This is a genomic window from Streptomyces sp. ICC4 (assembly GCF_003287915.1).
Taxonomy (GTDB): Bacteria; Actinomycetota; Actinomycetes; order Streptomycetales; family Streptomycetaceae; genus Streptomyces; species Streptomyces tritrimontium.
In genome coordinates this window covers 7,967,481-7,986,722 of the sequence record NZ_CP030286.1, presented here as the reverse complement: position 1 = coordinate 7,986,722, position 19,242 = coordinate 7,967,481, and the positions used below count along the sequence as shown (strand labels likewise).

The following is a 19,242-nucleotide window of genomic DNA, read 5'->3' as shown; positions in this document are numbered from 1 at the left end:
TCTTCGTCATGGCCCTCACGGGCATGCTGCAGCCGGTCAACGACCCGGCGGACGGACTCGTCGCGGCAGGGGCCTAGGCTCGGGGGGTATTGCCTGTCTTTCTTCCGATGCGAGTTTTATGATCCTTTACTATATACCCCTTATCCCCCTGTTCTCCTCTTATACACTTTTTACGCTCCCTACACACGCCGCCCAGAGCAAACACTACACAGAGGAGATCGTCGGCAGCGTCAAAGTGCCAACAGAGCCAGACCCCGGACCCCGTGGGGCTGCGCCCCAGACCCCTCGGGCTGCGCCCCGGACCCCGGGGCTCAATCGCCGGCGGGGCTGGATTTTCCAGCCCAGGGGAACGGTGGAAACAAGCCGTTCCGTCCGGCTGGTTCCGGACCCGATCGGCGCCGTCCACTACAGTGCCCGCCAGAGCACGCGCGGGCAGTCCGGGGGGATCGAAATGGACACGGCGACGGAAAAGTCCGGGGAGCACCACGGTCCGGGCGGTGCGGCGGCCGAGCCGCTCACCGCGATGCCCGCACCACCCCCCGAGCCCCGCACGGGAACCGGCCTCGGCCCCGCCTCCGGCCCGGGCGCCGGGGACACCATCGGCGGCCGCGCCTCCGTCACCACCGGCCTCTGGGGCCGCACCGAGCAGCAGGACTTCCGCAGCCGCGTCCGGGGCGCCCTGCTGGCCTCCGCCATCGGCGACGCCCTCGGCGCCCCCGTGGCCGCCCTCTCCCTCGAAGCGCTGCACGCCGCCCACGGCCCCGCCGGCCTGACCGACCCGGCGCCCGGCCCCGCCGCCGCCCCCGGGCGCAGCCCCGTAACGGCTGCCACCCAGCTCAGCCTGTTCACCGTGGACGGCCTGATACGCGCCCACGTGCGCCGGGACACCGGCGCCTGGCACCCGCCGACCGACGTGCACCGCGCGTACCTGCGCTGGGCCGCCACCCAGCACGACTGGGGCCCCGACGAGCGCCGCACGGACAACGGCTGGCTCGCGCAGGAGGAGTGGCTCTACGCCCGCCGCGGTCCCGCCCGCGCCTGCATGACCGGTTTCGCCGACGGCACCCTCGGCACCCTCGACCAGCCCAAGAACCCCACCGCCCGCGACGCGGCCGCCACCACCCGCTCGGCGCCCTTCGGGCTGCTCGTCGGCTGGGAGCCCGCGCTCGTCCTCCAACTCTCCGTCGAATGTGCCGCGCAGAGCCACGGCCACCCCGCCGCGTACCTGTCGGCGGGCGCCCTCGCCGTCATCGTCCACGGGCTGACCCGCGGCGAATCCCTCGACGCCGCCGTCCAGCGCGCGCTCGGCCTGCTCGGCGTCCGCCCCGGACACCAGCCCGTCACGGACGCCCTGCAGCGGGCGCTGGCGGCCGTCACGGCCGGCGCCCCGTCGGCGAAGGCCATCGAGGCGCTGTCCCCCGGCGACGGCCGCGACGCCGAGGACGTCCTCGCCATCGCCGTGTACTGCGCCCTCGTCGCCGAGAACGTGGCGCACGGCCTGCGCCTCGCCGTGAACCACGGCGGCGACTCCGCCGCCACGGGCGCGCTGTGCGGGGCGCTGCTCGGCGCGCAGCACGGCGAGACCGCCCTCCCGGCGGGCTGGCTGGCCGGCCTCGAGGGCCGCGCCACGGTCCTGGAGCTCGCGGACGACTTCGCCCTGGAGATGACCCAGGGCCCCGCCCTGCACAGCCCGACGGCCGCCTCCCCCGGCTGGCTGGCCCGCTACCCGCGCGGCTGACCGGCGCCCGGCCCACGGCCGGAACCGCGGCCGAACCGCGCCCCGGACCACCGTCCCGCGGCCGCGGTCACACCGGGCGCGGTGGCCGACGCGCGCCCCTCCCGTCCGCGCACGCGAAGCCGTACCTTGGCCGTCCCACTCACGGAGGTGCCAGCGCACATGCGGATCGCCACGACCATCTTCCTCACCGACCGCACCATCTCTCCCGTACGCCTCGCCCGCGCTCTCGAGGAGCGCGGCTTCTCCGGCCTCTACCTCCCGGAGCACACCCACATCCCGGTCAGCCGCGTCACCGCCGCGCCCATGGGCGGCGAGCTCCCGGAGATGTACGGGCGCACCCTGGACCCCTTCGTCGCCCTCGGCCAGGCGTCCGCCGTGACCGAGCGGCTCCACCTCGGCACGGGCATCACCCTCGTCGCCCAGCACGACCCCATCGGCCTCGCGAAGCAGGTCGCCACGCTGGACCACCTGTCCGGCGGCCGCGTCACCCTCGGCATCGGCTACGGCTGGAACGTCGAGGAGGCCGCCGACCACGGCGTCGAGTGGCGCGGCCGCCGCGAGCTGGTCCGCGACCGCATGGCCCTGATGCGCGCCCTGTGGGCCCCCGAACCCACCGCGTACGTCGGCGAGTTCTCCTCGGTCCAGGCCAGCTCCGCGCACCCCAAGCCCGCGCAGGCCCCGCGCGAACTCGCCCCGGGCGTGCCCCTGTACGGCCCCCGCACCATGATCGGCGGCCAGGCCGGCCCCAAGCTCTTCGCAGCGATCGCCGACCACTCCGACGGCTGGCTCCCGATCGGCGGCGGCGGCCTGACGGAATCCCTCCCGGTGCTGCGCCAGGTCTGGGAGGCCGCGGGCCGCGACCCCAAGTCCCTCCAGGTGGTCCCGTACGCCGTCCAGCCCACCCCGGGAAAGATGGCCCACTATGCCGACCTGGCCATCGAGGAGGTCGTCCTCCAGCTCCCCTCACAGGGCGAAGCTGAGGTCCTGGCCGTCCTGGACGACTTCGCGCGGTACCTCTGACCCGGCTTCCGCGAAAACCCCTTGGGCAAGGCCCCGCACACACCCCGAGAATGACCGCATGCCAGGCCAGCGCAAGCGCAAACGCAGCAAGGAGCGGGCTCACCAGCGGACGCGGGACACCCCCGGCCGCTGGGAGCTGCTGTTCTCCACACAGGACCAGGCGGAGATGGCGGAGTACGTCCGCCGCCTCCGATCCGAAGGCACGGTCACCGACCTGACGCAGCTGCGCATCGACAACTTCTGCGGCCGCCTCACCCACCCGTCGACCTACCAGGTGAGCCTCTTCGTCCCGGAAGACTCCGCCTGACCGACGGCCTGCGAGACCCTGCGGGGGGGCAGACGCCCCCTGAAGGCCGCCGCGTCAGCCGACGATGCGCCGGACGGGCTGGCCCGTGATGCGGGCAATGGTTTCGAAGTCTGCGTCTTGGTGGAGGACCGTCAACTTGTGATGCTGTGCGGCCACAGCGACGAACAGATCGACGGGGCTGGCGCACTGGTGGCACCCCTCGTCGGCCAGCCTCTGCTGAAGGGCTGCGGTCTCCTCCCAGACGGTGTCCCGTGCCACGAAGTACGGGAAGGTCTCACGGAGCAGACCGTCAGCCTCGTAGTACGCCGGGCGTCCACCCACGGCACGCAGGAACTCTTGGCGCACCGGTTCACACAAACCCACGACCCCGGAAGTGACCACCTCGTCCCAGGCGGGAGCGGTCTGCCCACGGTAGAAGCGGATGAGTGCGCTCGTATCGATCAGGAAGTTCTCGCTCACGCGGCCGATCGCCCTCCGGCCCCTTGTGCACCGTCGGCATCGCCGCCCTCGATCACGGAGAAGTCGATCTCGCCGTCGGCCACCATCTGCCGCATCCGCTCCACAGCAGCGGCTCTGCGACGGCGGTCCGCGATCTCCCGCAGGGCCGCGTTCACGGTGTCCCGCTTGGTCGTGGTGCCGAGGTGGCGGGCAGCCTCTGCGAGGGCTTCGTCGTCCAGGTCGATCACCGTTCGGGACATGATGACCTCCAGGCCGGGCGCGTATATACGATTCCAAAAAAGGATATCACCGGACGGTCAGCTCCGCCCAGACGGTCTTGCCGACCACCCGGTCCCTGACCCCCCAGTCGGCGGCGACGGCGTCGACGATCCGCATGCCGTAGCCCGACTCGGCCCGGGATTCGTGCGGCCGCACCACGGGCCGGCGGTCCCGCCGGGCGTCGGACACCTCGATGCGCAGCGCTCCGGGAAGCAGGCTCACCCGCAGCTCGAAGTCCCGCCCGGGAACCCGCCCGTGGGCCACCGCATTGGCGGCGAGCTCGGCGACGAGCAGCCCGGCGTCCTCGGAGAGCCCGGTGCGGTCGGGGATGCCCCAGTCGTGCAGCTCGACGAGGGCCAGCTGCCGGGCCAGGCGGGCCCCGCGCCGGGTGGAGCTGAAACGCTGAGTGAACACGCGTACGAAGGCGTGGGGGGAATCCGAAGGTGCGGTCATGGGAGCAACGTCCCGCGCGAGCAGGGCAGTTCCCAGCAAGCGGACCGCTACTTTTCAACTGTACGAGTTCACGTTCTGGACAGTGGTGGTCACCGACCGTGAAGGTTGTCGCGGGGAGGTGACCGCCGTGGCAAGCGTGGACGAGAGCGGTGACGGCGAGGTCGAGCAGGACAGCGACCTCGAAAGCTTCGGAGACATGGTCAAGGCTTTCCGCAAACGGGCCGGCCTGACGCAGGAACAGCTGGGCCCCCTGATCCGCTACTCGGTCCAGTACATCGGCTCGGTGGAACAGGGCCGCCGCCACCCGTCGACCAAGTTCGTCGACCGGGTGGAGGAGAAACTGGACGCCTTCGGCGTCATCCGCATCGCGGCGAACCAGCTGACGCGGCGGCGGGGACTGGCGAAGTGGTTCCGGAGGTGGGCGGAGCTGGAGAAGGGTGCGATCGCCCTCAACACTTACGAGTGCAGGTCGGTACCGGGGCTGCTGCAGACCGAGGCGTACGCGCGGACCCAGATCAGGGACGTACCGCCGCTGCCGACACCGGAGGACGCGAAGGCGCGCGTCCTCCTGCGGCTTCGCCGCCAAGCGTTACTGCGCAGGACGCCGTTCATCGCGTTCAGCTTCATCATCGAGCAGGCGGTGATCGAGCGGCAGACGGGAGGCGCAGAGGTCACACGGGAGTTGATCGACCATCTACTGGAGAGCGCGCGTCTGCCCAACGTGGATCTCCAGATCATGCCTACGGTCAGCCCCGTCCACGCTGGGGTCGACGGCTCTTTCCAGCTCCTCGAAACCGAGGACCACGATTGGATGGGCTACACGGAGGGGCAACAGTCCGGCCAGGTCATCACCGAACCGAAAGACGTCAGCCTGCTCCACCAGCGGTATGCCAAACTTCGCATCCAGGCCCTCAATCCGGCGGACAGTGCGGGCCTGTTGATGCGATTGCGAGGATCCCTGTGAACAGCTCCCAGCTCCGGTGGTTCAAGAGCAGCTACAGCGGCAGCCAGGGCGACAGCTGCGTCGAAGTCGCCCTGTCCTGGCACAAGTCCACGTACAGCGGCAGCCAAGGCGACGACTGCGTCGAGGTCGCCGCCTGCGCCGACTCCGTCCACATCCGGGACTCGAAGGTGGACGCCAGCCCCGAGCTGGCCGTGACGCCCGGCTCCTGGGCTGCGTTCCTCGGCGGGGTCACGGAGGCCTGAGCTGCGGGCCGGTCCGGGACTTCGACAGTTACCGGTGGGCGTCCCGGGCGTCCAGTGTCCTTCCGCGCCGGGACGGTCCCTCAAGGGCGCTCCTTCGTCGCGTCGCTACGCGATGGCCTTCGGCCACCCTTGACCGACCGTCCCGACACGGAAACACACAAGACTCCCGGGATCCCCCCGGGGAATGGCCGGGGGGTGAGAGGGGGAGGGACGGCCGTGTCAGAGGCCCATCGAGCCGCGTCCCGCCGGTCAGCCACACCAGCACGCGGCAGAAGCGAACAGACAGCCCCAGGCGCCACCGCAGCCGAACCGGCCACCCACACGGGCATGCCGCACCCCTTCCCGAAGCTCCGCCCGCCCAACACGCGCCAAAGGACGACCACAAGCCCCTCCGAGGCCTTGAGGCGCACCAGATCGCTACACAGTCGCTCTCGGCTTAGCGACCGACGACCGTCTGTGGCTGGACATAGGCCGCCAGGGGCGGGAGGGTGCCTGACGTCGTCTGGCGACGAACCCTTCGTCCATAGAGTCCGAGAACTGATCATTCACTCCCCCAGACGGCCCGCAGCCGCTATGCCCAGCGACGCACCCAGCGGTCTCGTGCGGCTTGTGCCCAACCACGGACCGCCCGCCGGTCGCTGAGCCGACCAGAGAGCGTGTGGCGGGTGTGCGGCCTATGTCCAGCCACAGACGGGCCGCAGTCGCTGAGCCGAGAGCGGCTGTGTAGCGATCCGATGCGGTTTATGTCCAGCCACAGACGGGCCGGCGGCCGCTATGCCGAGCGGGACTGTGTAGCGATCCGGTGCGCCCTCAACGCCACAGGCGGGCTGCCGCGACCGGGCCGTCCCTCCCCCTCTCTCCCCCCGGCCATCCTTCGGGGGGATCCCGGGAGTCTTGTGTTGTTCCGGGACGGGACGGTCGGTCAAGGGTGGCCGAAGGCCATCGCGAAGCGACGCGACCGAAGGGAGCGCCCTTGAGGGGCCGGCCCGGCACGGAAGGACACTGGACACCCGGGACGCCACCCGACAACCGTCAAAGCCACCCCGCACACAGGCACCGCCAACCCGGCGCCACCGACCCACCGTCAAAGCCACCCCGCACGTGGGTCCCGCCAACCCACCGCCTCCGACCCGCCGTCAAAGCCACCCCGCCAGGCTGAGCTCAAGCATGGTGGCAGGCCACCCCTTCGGCGAACGGGGGCCGGCCGGCCCCCGTTCGCCGAAGGGGTGGCCTGCCACCATGCTTGAGCTCAGCGGCATCACCGCCGGCTACGACCGCCGCGCACCCGTCGTGCGCGGCGCGCACCTGAGCCTGCGCCCCGGCGAGTCCCTCGGACTGCTCGGCCCCAGCGGCTGCGGCAAGTCCACGCTGGCCAGGGTCGCCGCCCTGCTGCACCGGCCCGACCGGGGCACCGTGGCCTTCGACGGCCGCGTCGTCACCGGCTTCCGGCACCAGGCGCCGCGGTCCCTGCGCACCGCCGTCGGCGTGGTGTTCCAACAGCCCAGGCTGGCGGCGGACCCCCGGCTGCGGCTGCGCGAGCTCATCGCCGAACCCCTCCGGGCGACCGGCCGGCGCGGCGAAGTCGACACGACCGTGCCCGAGTTGGCCGACCGGGTGGGGCTCGGGGCGGACCTGCTCGCCCGGCGGCCCCACGAGGTCAGCGACGGCCAGCTGCAACGGGCCTGCCTGGCAAGGGCGCTGGTGCTGCGGCCGCGCTGGCTGGTGTGCGACGAGATGACCGCCATGCTCGACGCGTCCACCGCCGCCGCGCTGGTCGGCGTGGTGGAGGAGTACCGCGCGGAGTCCGGCGCCGGCCTCCTGGCAGTGGGCCACGACCCGGTGCTGCTCGGACGCTGGTGCGGGCGGACGACCCGCTGGGAAGAGATCGTCAAGGACTGAGCGCCGGTCACGGACGGTCAACACCCGTTTGGCGGACAGGGGTTTCGCTCGAAGAGCCCTCCTCCTGCGCCACCATGGCGCCGCGTAGGGAGGTGTTCCGATGGTGATCTCCCTCTCCGTCGTCGTCCTGCTCCTCGTCCTCGCGTGGATCTTCCTGCGCGGCGGCGGCCTCAAGCTGTCCCACGCCCTCGTCTGCGTGCTGCTCGGCTTCTACCTCGCGAGCAGCAGCCTGGCGGCGACCATCCACAACGGCGTCTCGGCCACGGCGAACGTGGTCGGCGGTTTGAAGCCGTAGCCGGCCCCGGTCCTCCCGCGCACGGTGATCGACTGTTGCGCCTTCGTGAATCATCCGGCTCGTGCATGGACTCCTCGGGCCGCGCGATCTAGCGTCTGGCGGCGGCGCGATGTCATACGCGATGTCAATAAAACTGAAGACAAAGGAGGAAGACCGGATGTTCCGAAGAGCGCTGAACTGCGCTGTGGTGCCGGCCCTCGTCGCCTTCACGGCGATGTACGGGATCGCCCCGGCCGCCGCCGAGGAGATACCCCTGGCCCCGGGCCACCGCCTGGTCAGCCACTACGACGGCGGGCCCGCCACCGCCGCCGCGCTGCCGGGCGAAGCCCCGCCGCAGCACCCCTTCCTCGCGCCCAACGGCCGCAGCGGCATGCACTCCGACGCGGCCGGCAGCGCCACCTCGCCCTGGTCCGGACCGCTCGGCAAGAACCCGCGGGTGACCAGCGAGAAGATCGCCGCCCTCGGCGGCGAATGCGCCACCGCCACCTTCGACTCGGGCGGCCGCCTGGTCACCGTGTGCGGCACCTTCGGCGGTTTCAAGGTCAAGCTCCTTGAGCCCCGTACGCTCGCCACGCTCGCGGAGCACCAGCTCCCGCAGCGCTCCTCGACGGTCCAGGCGATCACCTCGCTGGACTTCTCGAAGATCTTCAAGGACACCTCGGGCGGCGCCTACTTCTACCTGGACGACCAGGACCGGGCGGTGCTGGCCGACTCCCGCCAGCACATCCTGCGGCTCTCGCACGTCCAGAAGCCGGACGGGGGCTGGGAGTTCAAGGTCGACGACGACTGGGACCTCACCGGCCAGGTCCCGCACGACTGCGTCGACTGGACCAACCTGTGGCCCACCGGAACCTGTGACCCGGTCACCTCGGTGATGCCCGACTGGAACGGCCGCATCTGGTGGGTCACCCGCCAGGGCCGCGTGGGCACCGTGGACCCGACGACCTCCGCGATCCGCTCGATCCGGCTGGCGGGGGAGGAGATCCAGAACTCCTTCTCGGTCGCCGAGGACGGCGTCTCCATCGTCACCGACCACGCGCTCTACAGCTTCCGCGCCGACGCCGACGGCACCCCCGTCGCGCAGTGGCGCCAGACGTACGACCGGGGAACGGGAACCAAGCCCGGCTCGGTCAACCAGGGTTCGGGCACCACCCCGGACCTCTTCGGCAACGGCTACGTCGCGATCACCGACAACGCCGACGACCGGATGAACGTCCTGGTCTACCGGCGGGGCGTGGACGTGCCCGCCGACCAGCGTCTGGTGTGCAAGGTGCCGGTCTTCGGATCGGGCGCCTCGACCACCGACAACTCCCTGATCACCTGGGGCAACAGCATCGTGGTCGAGAACAACTACGGCTACGAGAACGTCACTTCGCTGGTCCTCGGCAAGTCGGTCGTCGGCGGCGTCAGCCGCATCGACGTCCGCGCCGACGGCAGCGGCTGCGACACGGTCTGGCAGAGCGCGATCCGCTCGCCGTCCGTGGTCCCGAAGCTCTCCACCGCGAACGGGCTGCTCTACTTCTACGAGAAGGAGCCCAACTTCTGGGGGATCGACGCCTGGTACCTCACGGCGGTCGACTTCCGCACCGGTGAGCGCCGCTGGCGGCAGCTGACCGGCACGGGCCCGCTGTACGACAACAACTGGGCCCCGATCACCCTCGGCCCCGACGGGACGGCCTACATCGGCGTCTTCAACGGCATCGTCGCGGTCCGCGACGGCGGCTGAACCGCCGGGCGGCACCCGCTCCGGCCGTGGGGCCGGGGCGGGTGCCGCCCGGGTGGTGCTCAGGTGGTGCTCAGGTCGTGCTCAGCGGTGCCGGGGGCGTCAGCTCACCTGGAGGGTGACGTCGTCCACGACGAAGGAGGTCTGGAGGGACGGGTCCTCCACGCCCTGGAACTTCAGGACGACCGTCTGGCCGGCGAACCGGGAGACGTCGTACGTCTTGAGCACGTAGCCGGGGGCCGCGTTCACGTTGGACAGCGTCTCCAGCGTCTGGCCGCCCACCGAGACCGTGAACTTGTCGTAGACGGTGTTCTCGGTCTCGGCGGTGTCGATGTGCAGGTAGAAGCCGAGCCGGTACGAGGCGCAGCCGGTGGGGACGGTCACGGACTGCGAGGCGCTGTCCGTGTGGGTCTGGCCGTAGCCGTTGAGCCAGGCCTTGTACGAGCCGCCGTGCGGGGTCTGGCCGGCCTGGTTCGTGATGACGCCCGAGGTGGCCGTCCACGGGGTGGAGCCGCTCTCGAACCCGCCGTTGGAGATGAGCTGGCGCGGGGTGCAGGAGGGGCCGGTGCCGGTGACGGTCAGGGTGTAGGTGGTGGTGTGGCTGACGGAGCCCGCACCGGTGACCGTCAGGGTGTAGGTGCCCGGCGCCGTGCTCGCGCCGATCTGCACGGAGAGCGTCGAGGAGCTGCCGGACTGGACCGAGGTGGGGCTGAGGCTCGCGGTCACGCCGGCGGGGGCGCCGGTCACCGACAGGGCGACGGTCTGGGCGGCGCCGCTGACGGTGGCGGTGTTGATGGTCGAGGTGGCGGTGCCGCCCTGGTTCGCGCTGCCGGTGGCCGGGGAGGCGCTGATCGAGAAGTCGGGGCCGGGCGTGGTCCCGCCGACGGCCTGGTTCCAGACCGTGTAGGCGACACCGTCGGCGCTGCGGTCCAGGACCGTCGCGCTGATGTTGTTCGTGGTGTCGCAGGAGCTGTGGTAGCAGGGGTCGTACGCCGCGTTCGCGGTGCCGCCCCACTTCGCCGCCTGGGCCGAGGTCTTGCGGGCGCTGGCGCCGGCCGCGTAGCCGGAGGTGGGGATGCCGCCCTGCTGGAAGGAGTAGTCGTCACTGCGGCCCTGGCCCTCGGTGTTCTCCTCGGGAGCGAGGTTCAGCGAGGTCCAGTAGGCCTTGAGCGGCGCGGCGGCGGTGGAGTTGACGTTGTTGATGAAGTAGCCGCCGTTGGTCGAGCCGACCATGTCGAAGTTGTAGTAGGCCTTGATGGCCGACTTCTGCGTGCTGCTGAGCTGGTTGACGTAGAACCTCGAGCCGTTGAGGCCCTGCTCCTCGTCCGTCCACCAGGCGAAGCGCACGTGCTTGGTCATCGTCGGGTTCTTCTGGGCGAGGACGAGCGCGTTCTCCAGCAGGGTCGCGGATCCCGAGCCGTTGTCGTTGATGCCCGGGCCCGCCGAGACGCTGTCGAGGTGCGCGCCGAACATGACCGTCTGGTCGGCGGGGCCGCCCGGCCAGTCGGCGATCAGGTTGTTCGACGGGTAGGTGCACGAGGAGCAGTTCTGCTCGGTGACCGTGTAGCCGGCCGCCTGCAGCTTGCCCTTGATGTACGCCACCGACTGGGTGTAGCCGGCGCTGCCCGCACGGCGGTTGCCGCCGTTCTGGGAGGCGATGGTGTTCAGCTGGGTCAGGTGCGCCTGGACGGCGGCCACGTCGATGTTCGGCGCGCCCGGGTTGGGCGTGGTGCCGCCCACGGTCAGCGCGTAGTCGACGGTGTGCGAAAGGGTGGTGCCCTGGCCCTTGACGACGACGTTCGAGGTCCCGGGCGCCGCGTTGGCGGAGGCGCTCAGCGTCAGCGTCGAGGACTGGCCCGCCTGCACGGTGGCCGGGCTGAAGGTGGCGCTCACCCCGGACGGCAGGCCGGACGCCGTGAGGGTCACCTGCTGGGCCGAGCCGGTGGAGACCGCGGTGGCCACGCTGGTGGTCACCGAGGCGCCCTGCTGGACGGTGCCGGTGGACGGGTTCAGCGCGAGCGAGAAGTCGTCGTTCTGGCCGCTCGGCGTGCAGGTCGGGTCAGCCGGCTGCGCGGGGACGCTGATGGCGTCCCAGGCGCCCTTGGTCTTGGTGAACAGGTTGCAGGTGGCGTCCAGCGACTTGGCGGAGCTCAGCGTCGCCGTCCGGTATTTCTTGTAGGACATGCTGGAGGTCTTCAGCAGCATGCCGCCGTAGAAGACCTTGCCCGCGTTCTGCACGCCGACGCCGGTCAGCGTGGACTGGTTGCAGGTGCTGCTGTTCGGCTTGCCGCCGCCCGGGCTGGTGCCCTCGGCGAGCAGGTAGAACCAGTGGTTCAGCGGACCGGCCGCGGCGTGCACCTCGGTGCCGGGTATCGCGGAGCTGTAGCAGGCCGGGTCGTTGTTGACGGCCGGCGGGTTGTACATGTTGCGGATGGGACCGTTGCCCACGAGGTTGATGACCTCGCCGACGGTGTAGTCCGGAGTGTCGTACGGGGCGGGCTGGTTGATGAAGGCCTCGGTCAGGGCGCCGAAGATGTCACCGGTGGCCTCGCCGAGCCCGGACTCCTGGCCGCTGGTGCCGCCCGGGGTGTTGGAGTCGATCGCGTGCCCGTACTCGTGGGCCACCACGTCGACGCCGGCGATCCACTCGTTGGCGTTGTTGTGGCCGATGCTGACGGAGCTGCCGTCCCAGTACGCGTTCACGTCGTTCAGGCCGACCTTGGCCGGGAAGCTGCGACCGTTGCCGTTCACGCCGTTGCGGCCGAGCCACTGGCTCAGCATGTCCCACTGCTTCTGCGCGGCGAACATGAGGTCCGTACAGCCGGTCTCCTTGGAGGTGGGGTTGCCGGTGCCCCAGGAGTCCGACGACTTGGAGAAGACGCTGCCGGAGCTGTAGTCGGCACAGCTCAGGCCGGTGCGGTTCGGGTCGCGCAGGGAGTACGTGCCGCCCGACGCGGTGGTGTCGATGGTCAGCGGGTTCGGGCCGTTCCACTTGCTGTTGCCGCTGCCCGCGACCACCTCGTCGAAGGTGTCGACGACCTTGCCCGTGCGGGCGTCCACGAACACGTGGAGCTTGCTGGGCGCCTTGGCGGTCCGGCCGGTCAGGACGGTCTCCCAGGCCAGCACCGGCTTGTCGTCCTTGAGCTTGACGACGAGCCGGGTGCTCTGCACCTGGTCGGTCTTGACCTGCTCGGCGCGCGACGCGGCCTCGGCGGCCTTCGCGCTGACCGACGGGGTGGTCGCCACGTCGATCACGGTCGAGGAGGCCGACTGGAGGGCGCGTACCCGGCCCTCTCCGTCGGCGAGGACGACCGCGTCGCCGCCGACGACCGGCAGGCCGCGGTAGCTGCGCTCGTAGGCGACCGAGTACAGGTCCTTGACCCAGGGGGTGACCAGGCGCCGGTCGTACTGCTGCTGCGGGGAGTTGACCAGGGTGTCGAGGCCGCTGCGCACGGCGGCGTCCGCGGCGGCGACCGCGCGCTCGGCCTTGCTCTGGCCGGGTGCCGGGTCCGCCGTCTGCGCGGCGGTGGCCGTGCCGGCCAGCGTGCCGGCGAGGCCCGTGGTCAGCACCATGGCCGCTATGGCGGCCATCCATCTGGTGGGCTGCAAGAGTCCACTCCGATCGTGTGGGGGGTGGGGAGGGGGGAGCGGCCGCCCGCCCGGCCCCCGGCGCGCCGCTCGCCGAGGCCGCGGACGTCCACGTACGGCTCGGGCAGCGCGAGGTGCTCGCCGGGATCGGGCTGACCGTGCGCGCCGGCGAGGTGCTGGCCCTGGTCGGACCGAACGGCGCGGGCAAGTCGACCCTGCTCGCGGCGCTCTCCGCGGACCTGCCGGCCTCCTCCGGGGTGGTCCGGATCGACGGGCGTCCGGTGGGCGACTGGTCGGCCCCCGATCTCGCCCTGCGCCGGGCGGTGCTCCCCCAGTCGGCCGCACTGTCCTTCCCCTTTCCGGTGGAAGACGTCGTACGGATGGGCCGCGCCCCCTGGGCGGGCACCGCGCTGGCCGACGCCGACGAGGAGGCGGTGGCCGCCGCCATGGCCGCCACCGAGGTGACGGACTTCGCGGCCCGGCCCTTCTCGGCGCTCTCCGGCGGCGAGCGGGCCCGGGTCGCGCTGGCCCGCGTACTGGCCCAGCGGGCCCCGCTGCTGCTGCTCGACGAGCCGACCGCGGCGCTGGACCTGCGCCACCAGGAGCTGGTGCTGCGGATCTGCCGCGAGCGGTCGGCGGCCGGCGACGGGGTCGTCGTCGTCCTGCACGACCTCGGGCTGGCGGCGGCGTACGCGGACCGGGTCGCCGTGCTGCACGACGGCCGGATCGCCGCGGACGGAGCGCCCTCGGAGGTGTTCGAGGACGGGCTGCTGAGCCGGGTCTACCGCCAGCCGGTCGAGGTGCTCCCGCATCCCCGCACCGGAGCGCCGCTGGTGGTCCCCGTACGGGACGGCGCCCCTGGTGACAGCGGCCCGAGCCGTTCCGCCGTACGGAATGCCCACTGCGGTTTGACCTCGGCTTGACCTCTGCATGGGGCGGGCATGGGGCCTCCGTGACGGCGCCGTGTCCGGCGCCGGAAGGTGTGGGCCGAATCACTGGACAGGCGGGTACGGGTCAGGTAAGCCTCGGTTAAGTTAGGTCCGCCTCACCGGCCGTACCCACCGATCGGGGCGGCCGTCTGCCGAACGCCAGACTGCCAGGAGCCCCCTATGCGTCCCGCCCGCCTCACCGTCGTCACCGCGGTCGCCGTCGTGGCCGCGCTCTCCGCGGTCACCGGCTGCTCCGAGAAGAGCGACGCGTCCGGCGACGGAGCGGTCCGCGTCAAGGCCTCCGACACCGCCTGCGAGGTCTCCACGAAGGAGTTCCCCGCGGGCAAGGTGGTCTTCGAGGTCGAGAACAAGGGCTCCAAGGTCACCGAGCTCTACGTGCTCTTCCCCGACGACCGCATCGTCGCCGAGCGCGAGAACATCGGCCCCGGCACCAAGGCCTCCATCACCGCCGAGCTCAAGGCGGGCGACTACGAGATCGCCTGCAAGCCCGGCATGAAGGGCGACGGCATCCGCCAGACGGTCAAGGCCACCGGCACCGGCACCGTCGAGAAGCGCAGCCCCGAGGCCGACGCCGCCGTCGCCTCGTACCGCAAGTACGTGCAGGAGCAGGCCGACGAGACCCTCCCCAAGGCCCAGGCCTTCGCGGACGCGGTCAAGGCCGGCGACATCGAGGCCGCGAAGAAGGCGTACTCCCTGTCCCGCATCGGCTGGGAGCGCACCGAGCCGGTCGCCGAGTCCTTCGGCGACATCGACCCGAAGGTCGACGTCCGCGAGGACGGCCTGGAGCCGGGCCAGGAGTGGACCGGCTGGCACAAGCTGGAGAAGTCCCTCTTCGCCGACAACAAGATCGACGACGCGGACAAGAAGCTCGCCGAGACCCTGATCGCCGACCTCACCGAGTGGCAGAAGAAGGTCGGCCAGGCGGAGATCACCCCCACCTCGATCGCGAACGGCGCCAAGGAGCTCCTCGACGAGGTCGCCACCGGCAAGGTGACGGGCGAGGAGGAGCGCTACTCCCACACCGACCTGGTCGACTTCAAGGCCAACGTCGAGGGCGCGGAGAAGGCGTACGAGCTGCTCAAGCCGATCACCTCGAAGACCGACCCCGCGCTCTCCGCCGAACTGGACAAGCAGTTCGCGGCGCTGAACAACCTGCTGGAGAAGTACCGCCCGAACAAGGCCGCGTACGAGTACACCGCGTACGACAAGGTCGGCGAGGCCGAGCGCAAGGAGCTCTCCGACGCGGTCAACGCGCTGGCCGAGCCGCTCTCCAAGCTGGCCGCCGCGGCCGCCAAGTAGTTCCGGTGACGGCAGAGCAGGCGGGAGGCCCTGAGATGAGCGAATCAACGTCCGAGCAGGAACAGGAACAGGAGCAGGACAAGGGCGCGCCCTCGCGCCGTGCCGTCCTCGGCTGGGGCGGCGCGGGCCTCGCGCTCGGCGCCGCCGCGGCCGGCGGTACGGCCGCGGTGCTGGCCTCGGGCTCCGACATGGTCTCGGCGGCCTCCGCAGGCGCGGCCGTGCCCTTCCACGGCGAGCACCAGGCCGGCATCGCCAGCGCCGTCCAGGACCGCCTGCACTTCGCCGCCTTCGACGTGAAGACGAAGGACCGCGGCGAACTGGTCCGGCTCCTCAAGGACTGGACCGAGGCGGCCCGGCTGATGACGGCCGGCCACCCCGTCGGCGAGGGCGGCTACGGCGGCCACCCGCAGGCCCCGCCGGACGACACGGGCGAGGCGCTGGGCCTGAAGGCCTCCCGCCTGACCCTGACCGTCGGGTTCGGTCCCGGACTGTTCGCCAAGGGCCGCTTCGGGCTGGAGGGCAAGCGCCCCGATGCCCTGGTGGACCTGGAGCTCTTCCCCGGCGACAACCTCGACCCGGCCCGCTCGGGCGGCGACCTGTGCGTCCAGGCCTGCGCCGACGACCCGCAGGTCGCGGTGCACGCCATCCGCCAGCTCGCCCGGATCGGCTTCGGCAAGACGGCGGTGCGCTGGTCGCAGTTGGGCTTCGGCAAGACCTCCTCGACCACGCCCGACGAGCAGACCCCGCGCAACATGATGGGCTTCAAGGACGGCACCCGGAACATCGCGGGCACCGACAAGGCCGCCCTGGAGAAGCACGTGTGGGTCGGCGCGGGCGACGGCGGCGACTGGCTTACCGGCGGCTCGTACCTGGTGGCCCGCCGGATCCGGATGAACATCGAGACCTGGGACCGCACCTCGCTGGGCGAGCAGGAGGACATCTTCGGCCGCGACAAGGGCGAGGGTGCTCCCGTCGGCAAGTCCAAGGAGCGCGACGAGCCGTTCCTGAAGGCGATGAAGCCCGAGGCGCACGTCCGCCTCGCGCACCCGGACAGCAACGACGGCGCGACCATCCTGCGCCGCGGCTATTCCTTCACCGACGGCACGGACGGACTGGGCCGGCTCGACGCGGGCCTGTTCTTCCTCGCCTACCAGCGCGACGTCCGCACGGGCTTCGTCCCGATCCAGCGCAAGCTGGCGAAGTCCGACGTCCTCAACGAATACATCCAGCACGTGGGTTCGGCCGTCTTCGCCGTCCCGCCGGGCGTCCGCGACAAGGACGACTGGTGGGGCCGGACGCTGTTCGCGTAGGGACGGGGAGAACCGAAGTGTTCAGCAACTACCTGATCGGGCTGCGCGAGGGGCTGGAAGCCAGCCTCATCGTCTGCATCCTCATCGCGTACCTGGTCAAGACCGGGAACAAGGAGAAGCTGGTGCCCTTGTGGCTGGGCGTCGGCCTGGCCGCCGCCCTGTCGCTCGCCTTCGGCGCCGGCCTCGAATTCGGCACGCAGGAACTGACCTTCAAGGCGCAGGAGGCCATCGGCGGCGCCCTGTCGATCATCGCGGTCGGCCTGGTCACCTGGATGGTCTTCTGGATGAAGCGCACCGCGCGGCACCTGAAGTCCGAGCTCCAGGGCAAGCTCGACGCGGCGCTCGCGATGGGCACCGGCGCGCTGGTGACCACGGCGTTCCTGGCCGTCGGCCGGGAGGGCCTGGAGACCTCGCTGTTCGTGTGGCGCTCGGTGCACGCCGCCGGCGACGGCGCGGGACCGCTGATCGGCGTCCTGCTCGGCATCGGGTCCTCGATCGTGCTGGGCTGGCTGTTCTACCGGGGCGCGCTGAGGATCAACCTGTCGAAGTTCTTCACGTGGACCGGCGGCATGCTGGTCGTGGTCGCCGCGGGGGTGCTCGCGTACGGCGTGCACGACCTGCAGGAGGCCGACTTCGTGCCGGGGCTGGGCAACAAGGCCTTCGACATCAGCGAGACGATCCCGCCGGACAGCTGGTACGGGACCCTGCTGAAGGGCACCGTCAACTTCCAGCCGGACCCGACCGTCCTGCAGGTCGTGGTCTGGGCGCTCTACGTGATCCCGGTGCTCGCGCTGTTCCTGGCGCCGTCGCCCCTGTTCAAGCGGGCCGGGGCCGAGCCGCAGCGGGAGCCGGGCACGTCCTGACCCGGTGATGCCCGTGAAGGCCGCGCGGACCCGTGTCCGCGCGGCCTTCGCCGTACCCGCTGGCGGGCTGAGGGCTACGGGCCGGGGGCTACGGGATCCGCGTGCCGGTGCCGCCCACGCGGACCCGGGAGTCGCCGGAGCGCAGTTCCACCGTCAGGAGGCCGGGCCGGCCCATGTCCTCGCCCTGGTGCAGGGTGAGGACCGCGTCGGCCGGGACCAGGCCGAGCTCGCGCGCGTACGCCCCGAAGGCGGCCGCGGCCGCGCCGGTCGCCGGGTCCTCGACGACGCCGCCGACGGGGAAGGGGTTGCGTACGTGGAACTCCGCCGGGCCCGCCCGGTGGACGAGCTGCACGGTGACGAGGTCGAGGCGCCGCATCAGCGCCGCCAGCCGGTCGAAGTCGTACGCCAGGTCCGCGAGCCGGGCCCGGGTGGCGGCGCCGAGCACGAGGTGGCGGGCTCCGGCGTAGGCGATCCGCGGCGGGAACAGCGGGTCCAGGTCCTCCGCCCGCCAGTCGAGGGCGGCCAGCGCCTCGGCGAGGTCGGCCGGGTCCGCCAGCGCCTCGGTGTGCGGCTCGACGCTGGTCAGGACGGCCCGCAGGCCGCCCTGGCCGCCGGCTTCAGCGGCTTCCCCGTCGCGGGGCTCTCGGGTCACCGACACCGGCACCGTGCCCGCCCGGGTCGCGAAGAGCAGCTCGCCGGGGCCGATCCGCTCGCCCAGCGCCACCGCGGTGGCCACGGTGGCGTGCCCGCAGAAGGGGACCTCCGCCTTCGGGCTGAAGTAGCGGACGGTGAAGGACCGGCCGTCCTCCCCGCCCAGGCCCTCGGGCGGCGCGGTGAGGAAGGCGGTCTCGCTGTAGCCGAGTCCGGCGGCGATCTCCAGCATGGCGGCCTCGTCGAGGCCGGCCGCGTCGAGTACGACACCGGCGGGGTTGCCGCCGGCCGGGTCGGCGGAGAAGGCGGTGTAGCGCAGTACGTCAGTCATGATCGCCTCAACCCCCGCCCCCGGGACCGCATTCCCGGATCCGGGCCGTTTTCGCAGGTCGGGACGGGGTGGATGCGCGGACGGGCCCGCGGGGGCGGGGCGAAACGGGTCAGCCGCGCCCGATGTAGGGCATCGCGCTCGCCATCACGGTGGCGAACTGGACGTTCGCCCCCAGCGGCAGCTCCGCCATGTGCAGCACGGTGCGCGCCACGTCGGCGGCGTCCATCACGGGCTCCACCGCGAGTTGGCCGTTGGCCTGCAGGATCCCGGTCTGCATCCGCTCGGTCATCTCGGTGGCCGCGTTGCCGATGTCGATCTGGCCGCACGCGATCCGGTACGGACGCCCGTCCAGCGACAGCGACTTCGTCAGGCCGGTCATGGCGTGCTTGGTCGCGGTGTAGGCGATCGAGTTCGGCCGCGGCACGTGCGCCGAGATCGATCCGTTGTTGATGATGCGGCCGCCCTGCGGGTCCTGGGCCTTCATCACCCGGAAGGCGGCCTGCGCGCACAGGAACGCCCCGGTGAGGTTGACGTCGACCACCGAGCGCCAGGCCTCGTAGGAGATGTCCTCCAGCGCGACCCCGGCCGGGCCGAAGGTGCCCGCGTTGTTGAAGAGCAGGTCGAGCCGCCCGTGGCGCTCGCGCACGGCCGCGAACAGCGCGGCCACGTCGTCCGGATCGCTCACGTCGGCGCGCACGCACTGCACGTCGGCTTCCGCGCCGGCGGCCCCGGCGGCCTCGGCGGTCTCCTGGAGCGGTTCGATGCGGCGGCCGGCCACGGCCACCGACCATCCGGCGGCGGCCAGGGCGAGGGCCACGGAGCGGCCGATCCCCGATCCGGCGCCGGTCACCACGGCGGTCTTCTTCACACGTGCGTTCATGGGGCCGCAGGG

At 71.6% G+C, this 19,242-nt stretch carries 18 protein-coding genes; 12 read left to right on the top strand and 6 right to left on the bottom strand.

The genetic code is table 11. The annotated features are described in order from the left end of the window. Positions 1–451: 451 nt before the first annotated feature. From DRB89_RS37500 to DRB89_RS37490, 3 genes are all read left to right on the top strand, one after another. On the top strand, positions 452–1,738 hold the full coding sequence (locus DRB89_RS37500) for an ADP-ribosylglycohydrolase family protein (protein ID WP_239516565.1): 1,287 nt from the start codon (positions 452–454) through the stop codon (positions 1,736–1,738). A gap of 159 nt (positions 1,739–1,897) precedes the next feature. Then, entirely contained in the window at positions 1,898–2,758 is an 861-nt protein-coding gene (locus tag DRB89_RS37495; protein WP_112452558.1) for a TIGR03619 family F420-dependent LLM class oxidoreductase, read from the top strand. Positions 2,759–2,816: 58 nt separating this feature from the next. Next, positions 2,817–3,065, top strand: coding sequence for a hypothetical protein (locus DRB89_RS37490; RefSeq protein ID WP_112452559.1), 249 nt, complete (start codon positions 2,817–2,819; stop codon positions 3,063–3,065). Positions 3,066–3,119: 54 nt separating this feature from the next. On the opposite strand, the gene DRB89_RS37485 is transcribed toward DRB89_RS37490, so the two are convergent. From DRB89_RS37485 to DRB89_RS37475, 3 genes are read right to left on the bottom strand one after another with little or no spacing between them, the layout of a single operon-like run. Continuing rightward, positions 3,120–3,524: a PIN domain nuclease gene (locus tag DRB89_RS37485; protein ID WP_112452560.1), complete on the bottom strand. Its 405-nt coding sequence runs from the start codon at positions 3,522–3,524 to the stop codon at positions 3,120–3,122. After that, positions 3,521–3,763, bottom strand: coding sequence for a type II toxin-antitoxin system VapB family antitoxin (locus DRB89_RS37480; protein ID WP_112452561.1), 243 nt, complete (start codon positions 3,761–3,763; stop codon positions 3,521–3,523). The genes DRB89_RS37485 and DRB89_RS37480 overlap by 4 nt, the downstream gene beginning before the upstream one ends. A gap of 46 nt (positions 3,764–3,809) precedes the next feature. Then, positions 3,810–4,235 (bottom strand): ATP-binding protein, encoded by a 426-nt coding sequence (locus tag DRB89_RS37475; protein WP_112452562.1) that lies wholly within the window; start codon positions 4,233–4,235, stop codon positions 3,810–3,812. 136 nt (positions 4,236–4,371) lie between these two features. Here DRB89_RS37475 and DRB89_RS37470 point away from each other — a divergent pair, with 136 nt between their 5' ends. The 5 genes from DRB89_RS37470 (at position 4,372) to DRB89_RS37445 (ending at position 9,361) form a co-directional block, all read left to right on the top strand. Then, complete coding sequence (locus DRB89_RS37470; protein WP_239516919.1) at positions 4,372–5,199, top strand: helix-turn-helix transcriptional regulator; 828 nt, start codon at positions 4,372–4,374, stop codon at positions 5,197–5,199. Then, positions 5,196–5,441, top strand: a complete 246-nt coding sequence (locus DRB89_RS37465) for a DUF397 domain-containing protein (RefSeq protein ID WP_112452563.1) — start codon at positions 5,196–5,198, stop codon at positions 5,439–5,441. Before DRB89_RS37470 ends, DRB89_RS37465 begins: the two co-directional genes overlap by 4 nt. A 1,239-nt stretch (positions 5,442–6,680) precedes the next feature. Further along, positions 6,681–7,340 (top strand): ATP-binding cassette domain-containing protein, encoded by a 660-nt coding sequence (locus tag DRB89_RS37455; RefSeq protein ID WP_112449372.1) that lies wholly within the window; start codon positions 6,681–6,683, stop codon positions 7,338–7,340. Between the two features lie 100 nt (positions 7,341–7,440). Then, positions 7,441–7,635 (top strand): hypothetical protein, encoded by a 195-nt coding sequence (locus DRB89_RS37450; RefSeq protein ID WP_112449373.1) that lies wholly within the window; start codon positions 7,441–7,443, stop codon positions 7,633–7,635. A 214-nt stretch (positions 7,636–7,849) separates the two neighbouring features. After that, a complete protein-coding gene (locus DRB89_RS37445) occupies positions 7,850–9,361 on the top strand; it encodes a hypothetical protein (protein ID WP_239516918.1) in 1,512 nt (503 codons plus the stop codon). 99 nt (positions 9,362–9,460) lie between these two features. Here the strand turns inward: DRB89_RS37445 and DRB89_RS37440 are convergent, their stop codons facing one another. Next, positions 9,461–12,931: a M28 family peptidase gene (locus tag DRB89_RS37440; protein ID WP_162689017.1), complete on the bottom strand. Its 3,471-nt coding sequence runs from the start codon at positions 12,929–12,931 to the stop codon at positions 9,461–9,463. Positions 12,932–12,984: 53 nt separating this feature from the next. Between DRB89_RS37440 and DRB89_RS37435 the strand changes: the two genes are divergently transcribed. The 4 genes from DRB89_RS37435 to efeU all read left to right on the top strand — a co-directional run bounded on the left by DRB89_RS37435 (position 12,985) and on the right by efeU (position 17,368). Continuing rightward, complete coding sequence (locus DRB89_RS37435) at positions 12,985–13,869, top strand: heme ABC transporter ATP-binding protein (RefSeq protein WP_112463626.1); 885 nt, start codon at positions 12,985–12,987, stop codon at positions 13,867–13,869. A gap of 186 nt (positions 13,870–14,055) precedes the next feature. Beyond that, positions 14,056–15,195, top strand: a complete 1,140-nt coding sequence (gene efeO, locus DRB89_RS37430) for an iron uptake system protein EfeO (protein WP_112452467.1) — start codon at positions 14,056–14,058, stop codon at positions 15,193–15,195. Between the two features lie 35 nt (positions 15,196–15,230). After that, a complete protein-coding gene (efeB, locus tag DRB89_RS37425) occupies positions 15,231–16,505 on the top strand; it encodes an iron uptake transporter deferrochelatase/peroxidase subunit (RefSeq protein ID WP_112452466.1) in 1,275 nt (424 codons plus the stop codon). A gap of 17 nt (positions 16,506–16,522) precedes the next feature. Further along, complete coding sequence (efeU, locus tag DRB89_RS37420) at positions 16,523–17,368, top strand: iron uptake transporter permease EfeU (protein ID WP_112452465.1); 846 nt, start codon at positions 16,523–16,525, stop codon at positions 17,366–17,368. An 88-nt stretch (positions 17,369–17,456) separates the two neighbouring features. Here the strand turns inward: efeU and DRB89_RS37415 are convergent, their stop codons facing one another. Together DRB89_RS37415 and DRB89_RS37410 are read right to left on the bottom strand one after the other, a co-directional pair. Next, on the bottom strand, positions 17,457–18,350 hold the full coding sequence (locus tag DRB89_RS37415; RefSeq protein WP_112452464.1) for a PhzF family phenazine biosynthesis isomerase: 894 nt from the start codon (positions 18,348–18,350) through the stop codon (positions 17,457–17,459). Between the two features lie 109 nt (positions 18,351–18,459). Continuing rightward, the gene (locus tag DRB89_RS37410; RefSeq protein ID WP_112452463.1) at positions 18,460–19,230 is read right to left on the bottom strand and encodes an SDR family oxidoreductase; all 771 of its coding nucleotides are present in this window, start codon (positions 19,228–19,230) and stop codon (positions 18,460–18,462) included. Between the last annotated feature and the right edge of the window lie 12 nt (positions 19,231–19,242).

Bases quoted from the DNA above. Each gene is read 5' to 3' on its own strand.
- DRB89_RS37450 (WP_112449373.1), top strand. From the start codon at position 7,441: ATGGTGATCTCCCTCTCCGTCGTCGTCCTGCTCCTCGTCCTCGCGTGG.
- DRB89_RS37490 (WP_112452559.1), top strand. From the start codon at position 2,817: ATGCCAGGCCAGCGCAAGCGCAAACGCAGCAAGGAGCGGGCTCACCAG.
- DRB89_RS37455 (WP_112449372.1), top strand. From the start codon at position 6,681: ATGCTTGAGCTCAGCGGCATCACCGCCGGCTACGACCGCCGCGCACCC.
- DRB89_RS37480 (WP_112452561.1), bottom strand. From the start codon at position 3,763: ATGTCCCGAACGGTGATCGACCTGGACGACGAAGCCCTCGCAGAGGCT.
- efeB (WP_112452466.1), top strand. From the start codon at position 15,231: ATGAGCGAATCAACGTCCGAGCAGGAACAGGAACAGGAGCAGGACAAG.
- efeO (WP_112452467.1), top strand. From the start codon at position 14,056: ATGCGTCCCGCCCGCCTCACCGTCGTCACCGCGGTCGCCGTCGTGGCC.
- DRB89_RS37415 (WP_112452464.1), bottom strand. From the start codon at position 18,350: ATGACTGACGTACTGCGCTACACCGCCTTCTCCGCCGACCCGGCCGGC.
- DRB89_RS37410 (WP_112452463.1), bottom strand. From the start codon at position 19,230: ATGAACGCACGTGTGAAGAAGACCGCCGTGGTGACCGGCGCCGGATCG.
- DRB89_RS37445 (WP_239516918.1), top strand. From the start codon at position 7,850: ATGTACGGGATCGCCCCGGCCGCCGCCGAGGAGATACCCCTGGCCCCG.
- DRB89_RS37495 (WP_112452558.1), top strand. From the start codon at position 1,898: ATGCGGATCGCCACGACCATCTTCCTCACCGACCGCACCATCTCTCCC.
- DRB89_RS37500 (WP_239516565.1), top strand. From the start codon at position 452: ATGGACACGGCGACGGAAAAGTCCGGGGAGCACCACGGTCCGGGCGGT.
- DRB89_RS37440 (WP_162689017.1), bottom strand. From the start codon at position 12,931: ATGGTGCTGACCACGGGCCTCGCCGGCACGCTGGCCGGCACGGCCACC.
- DRB89_RS37475 (WP_112452562.1), bottom strand. From the start codon at position 4,235: ATGACCGCACCTTCGGATTCCCCCCACGCCTTCGTACGCGTGTTCACT.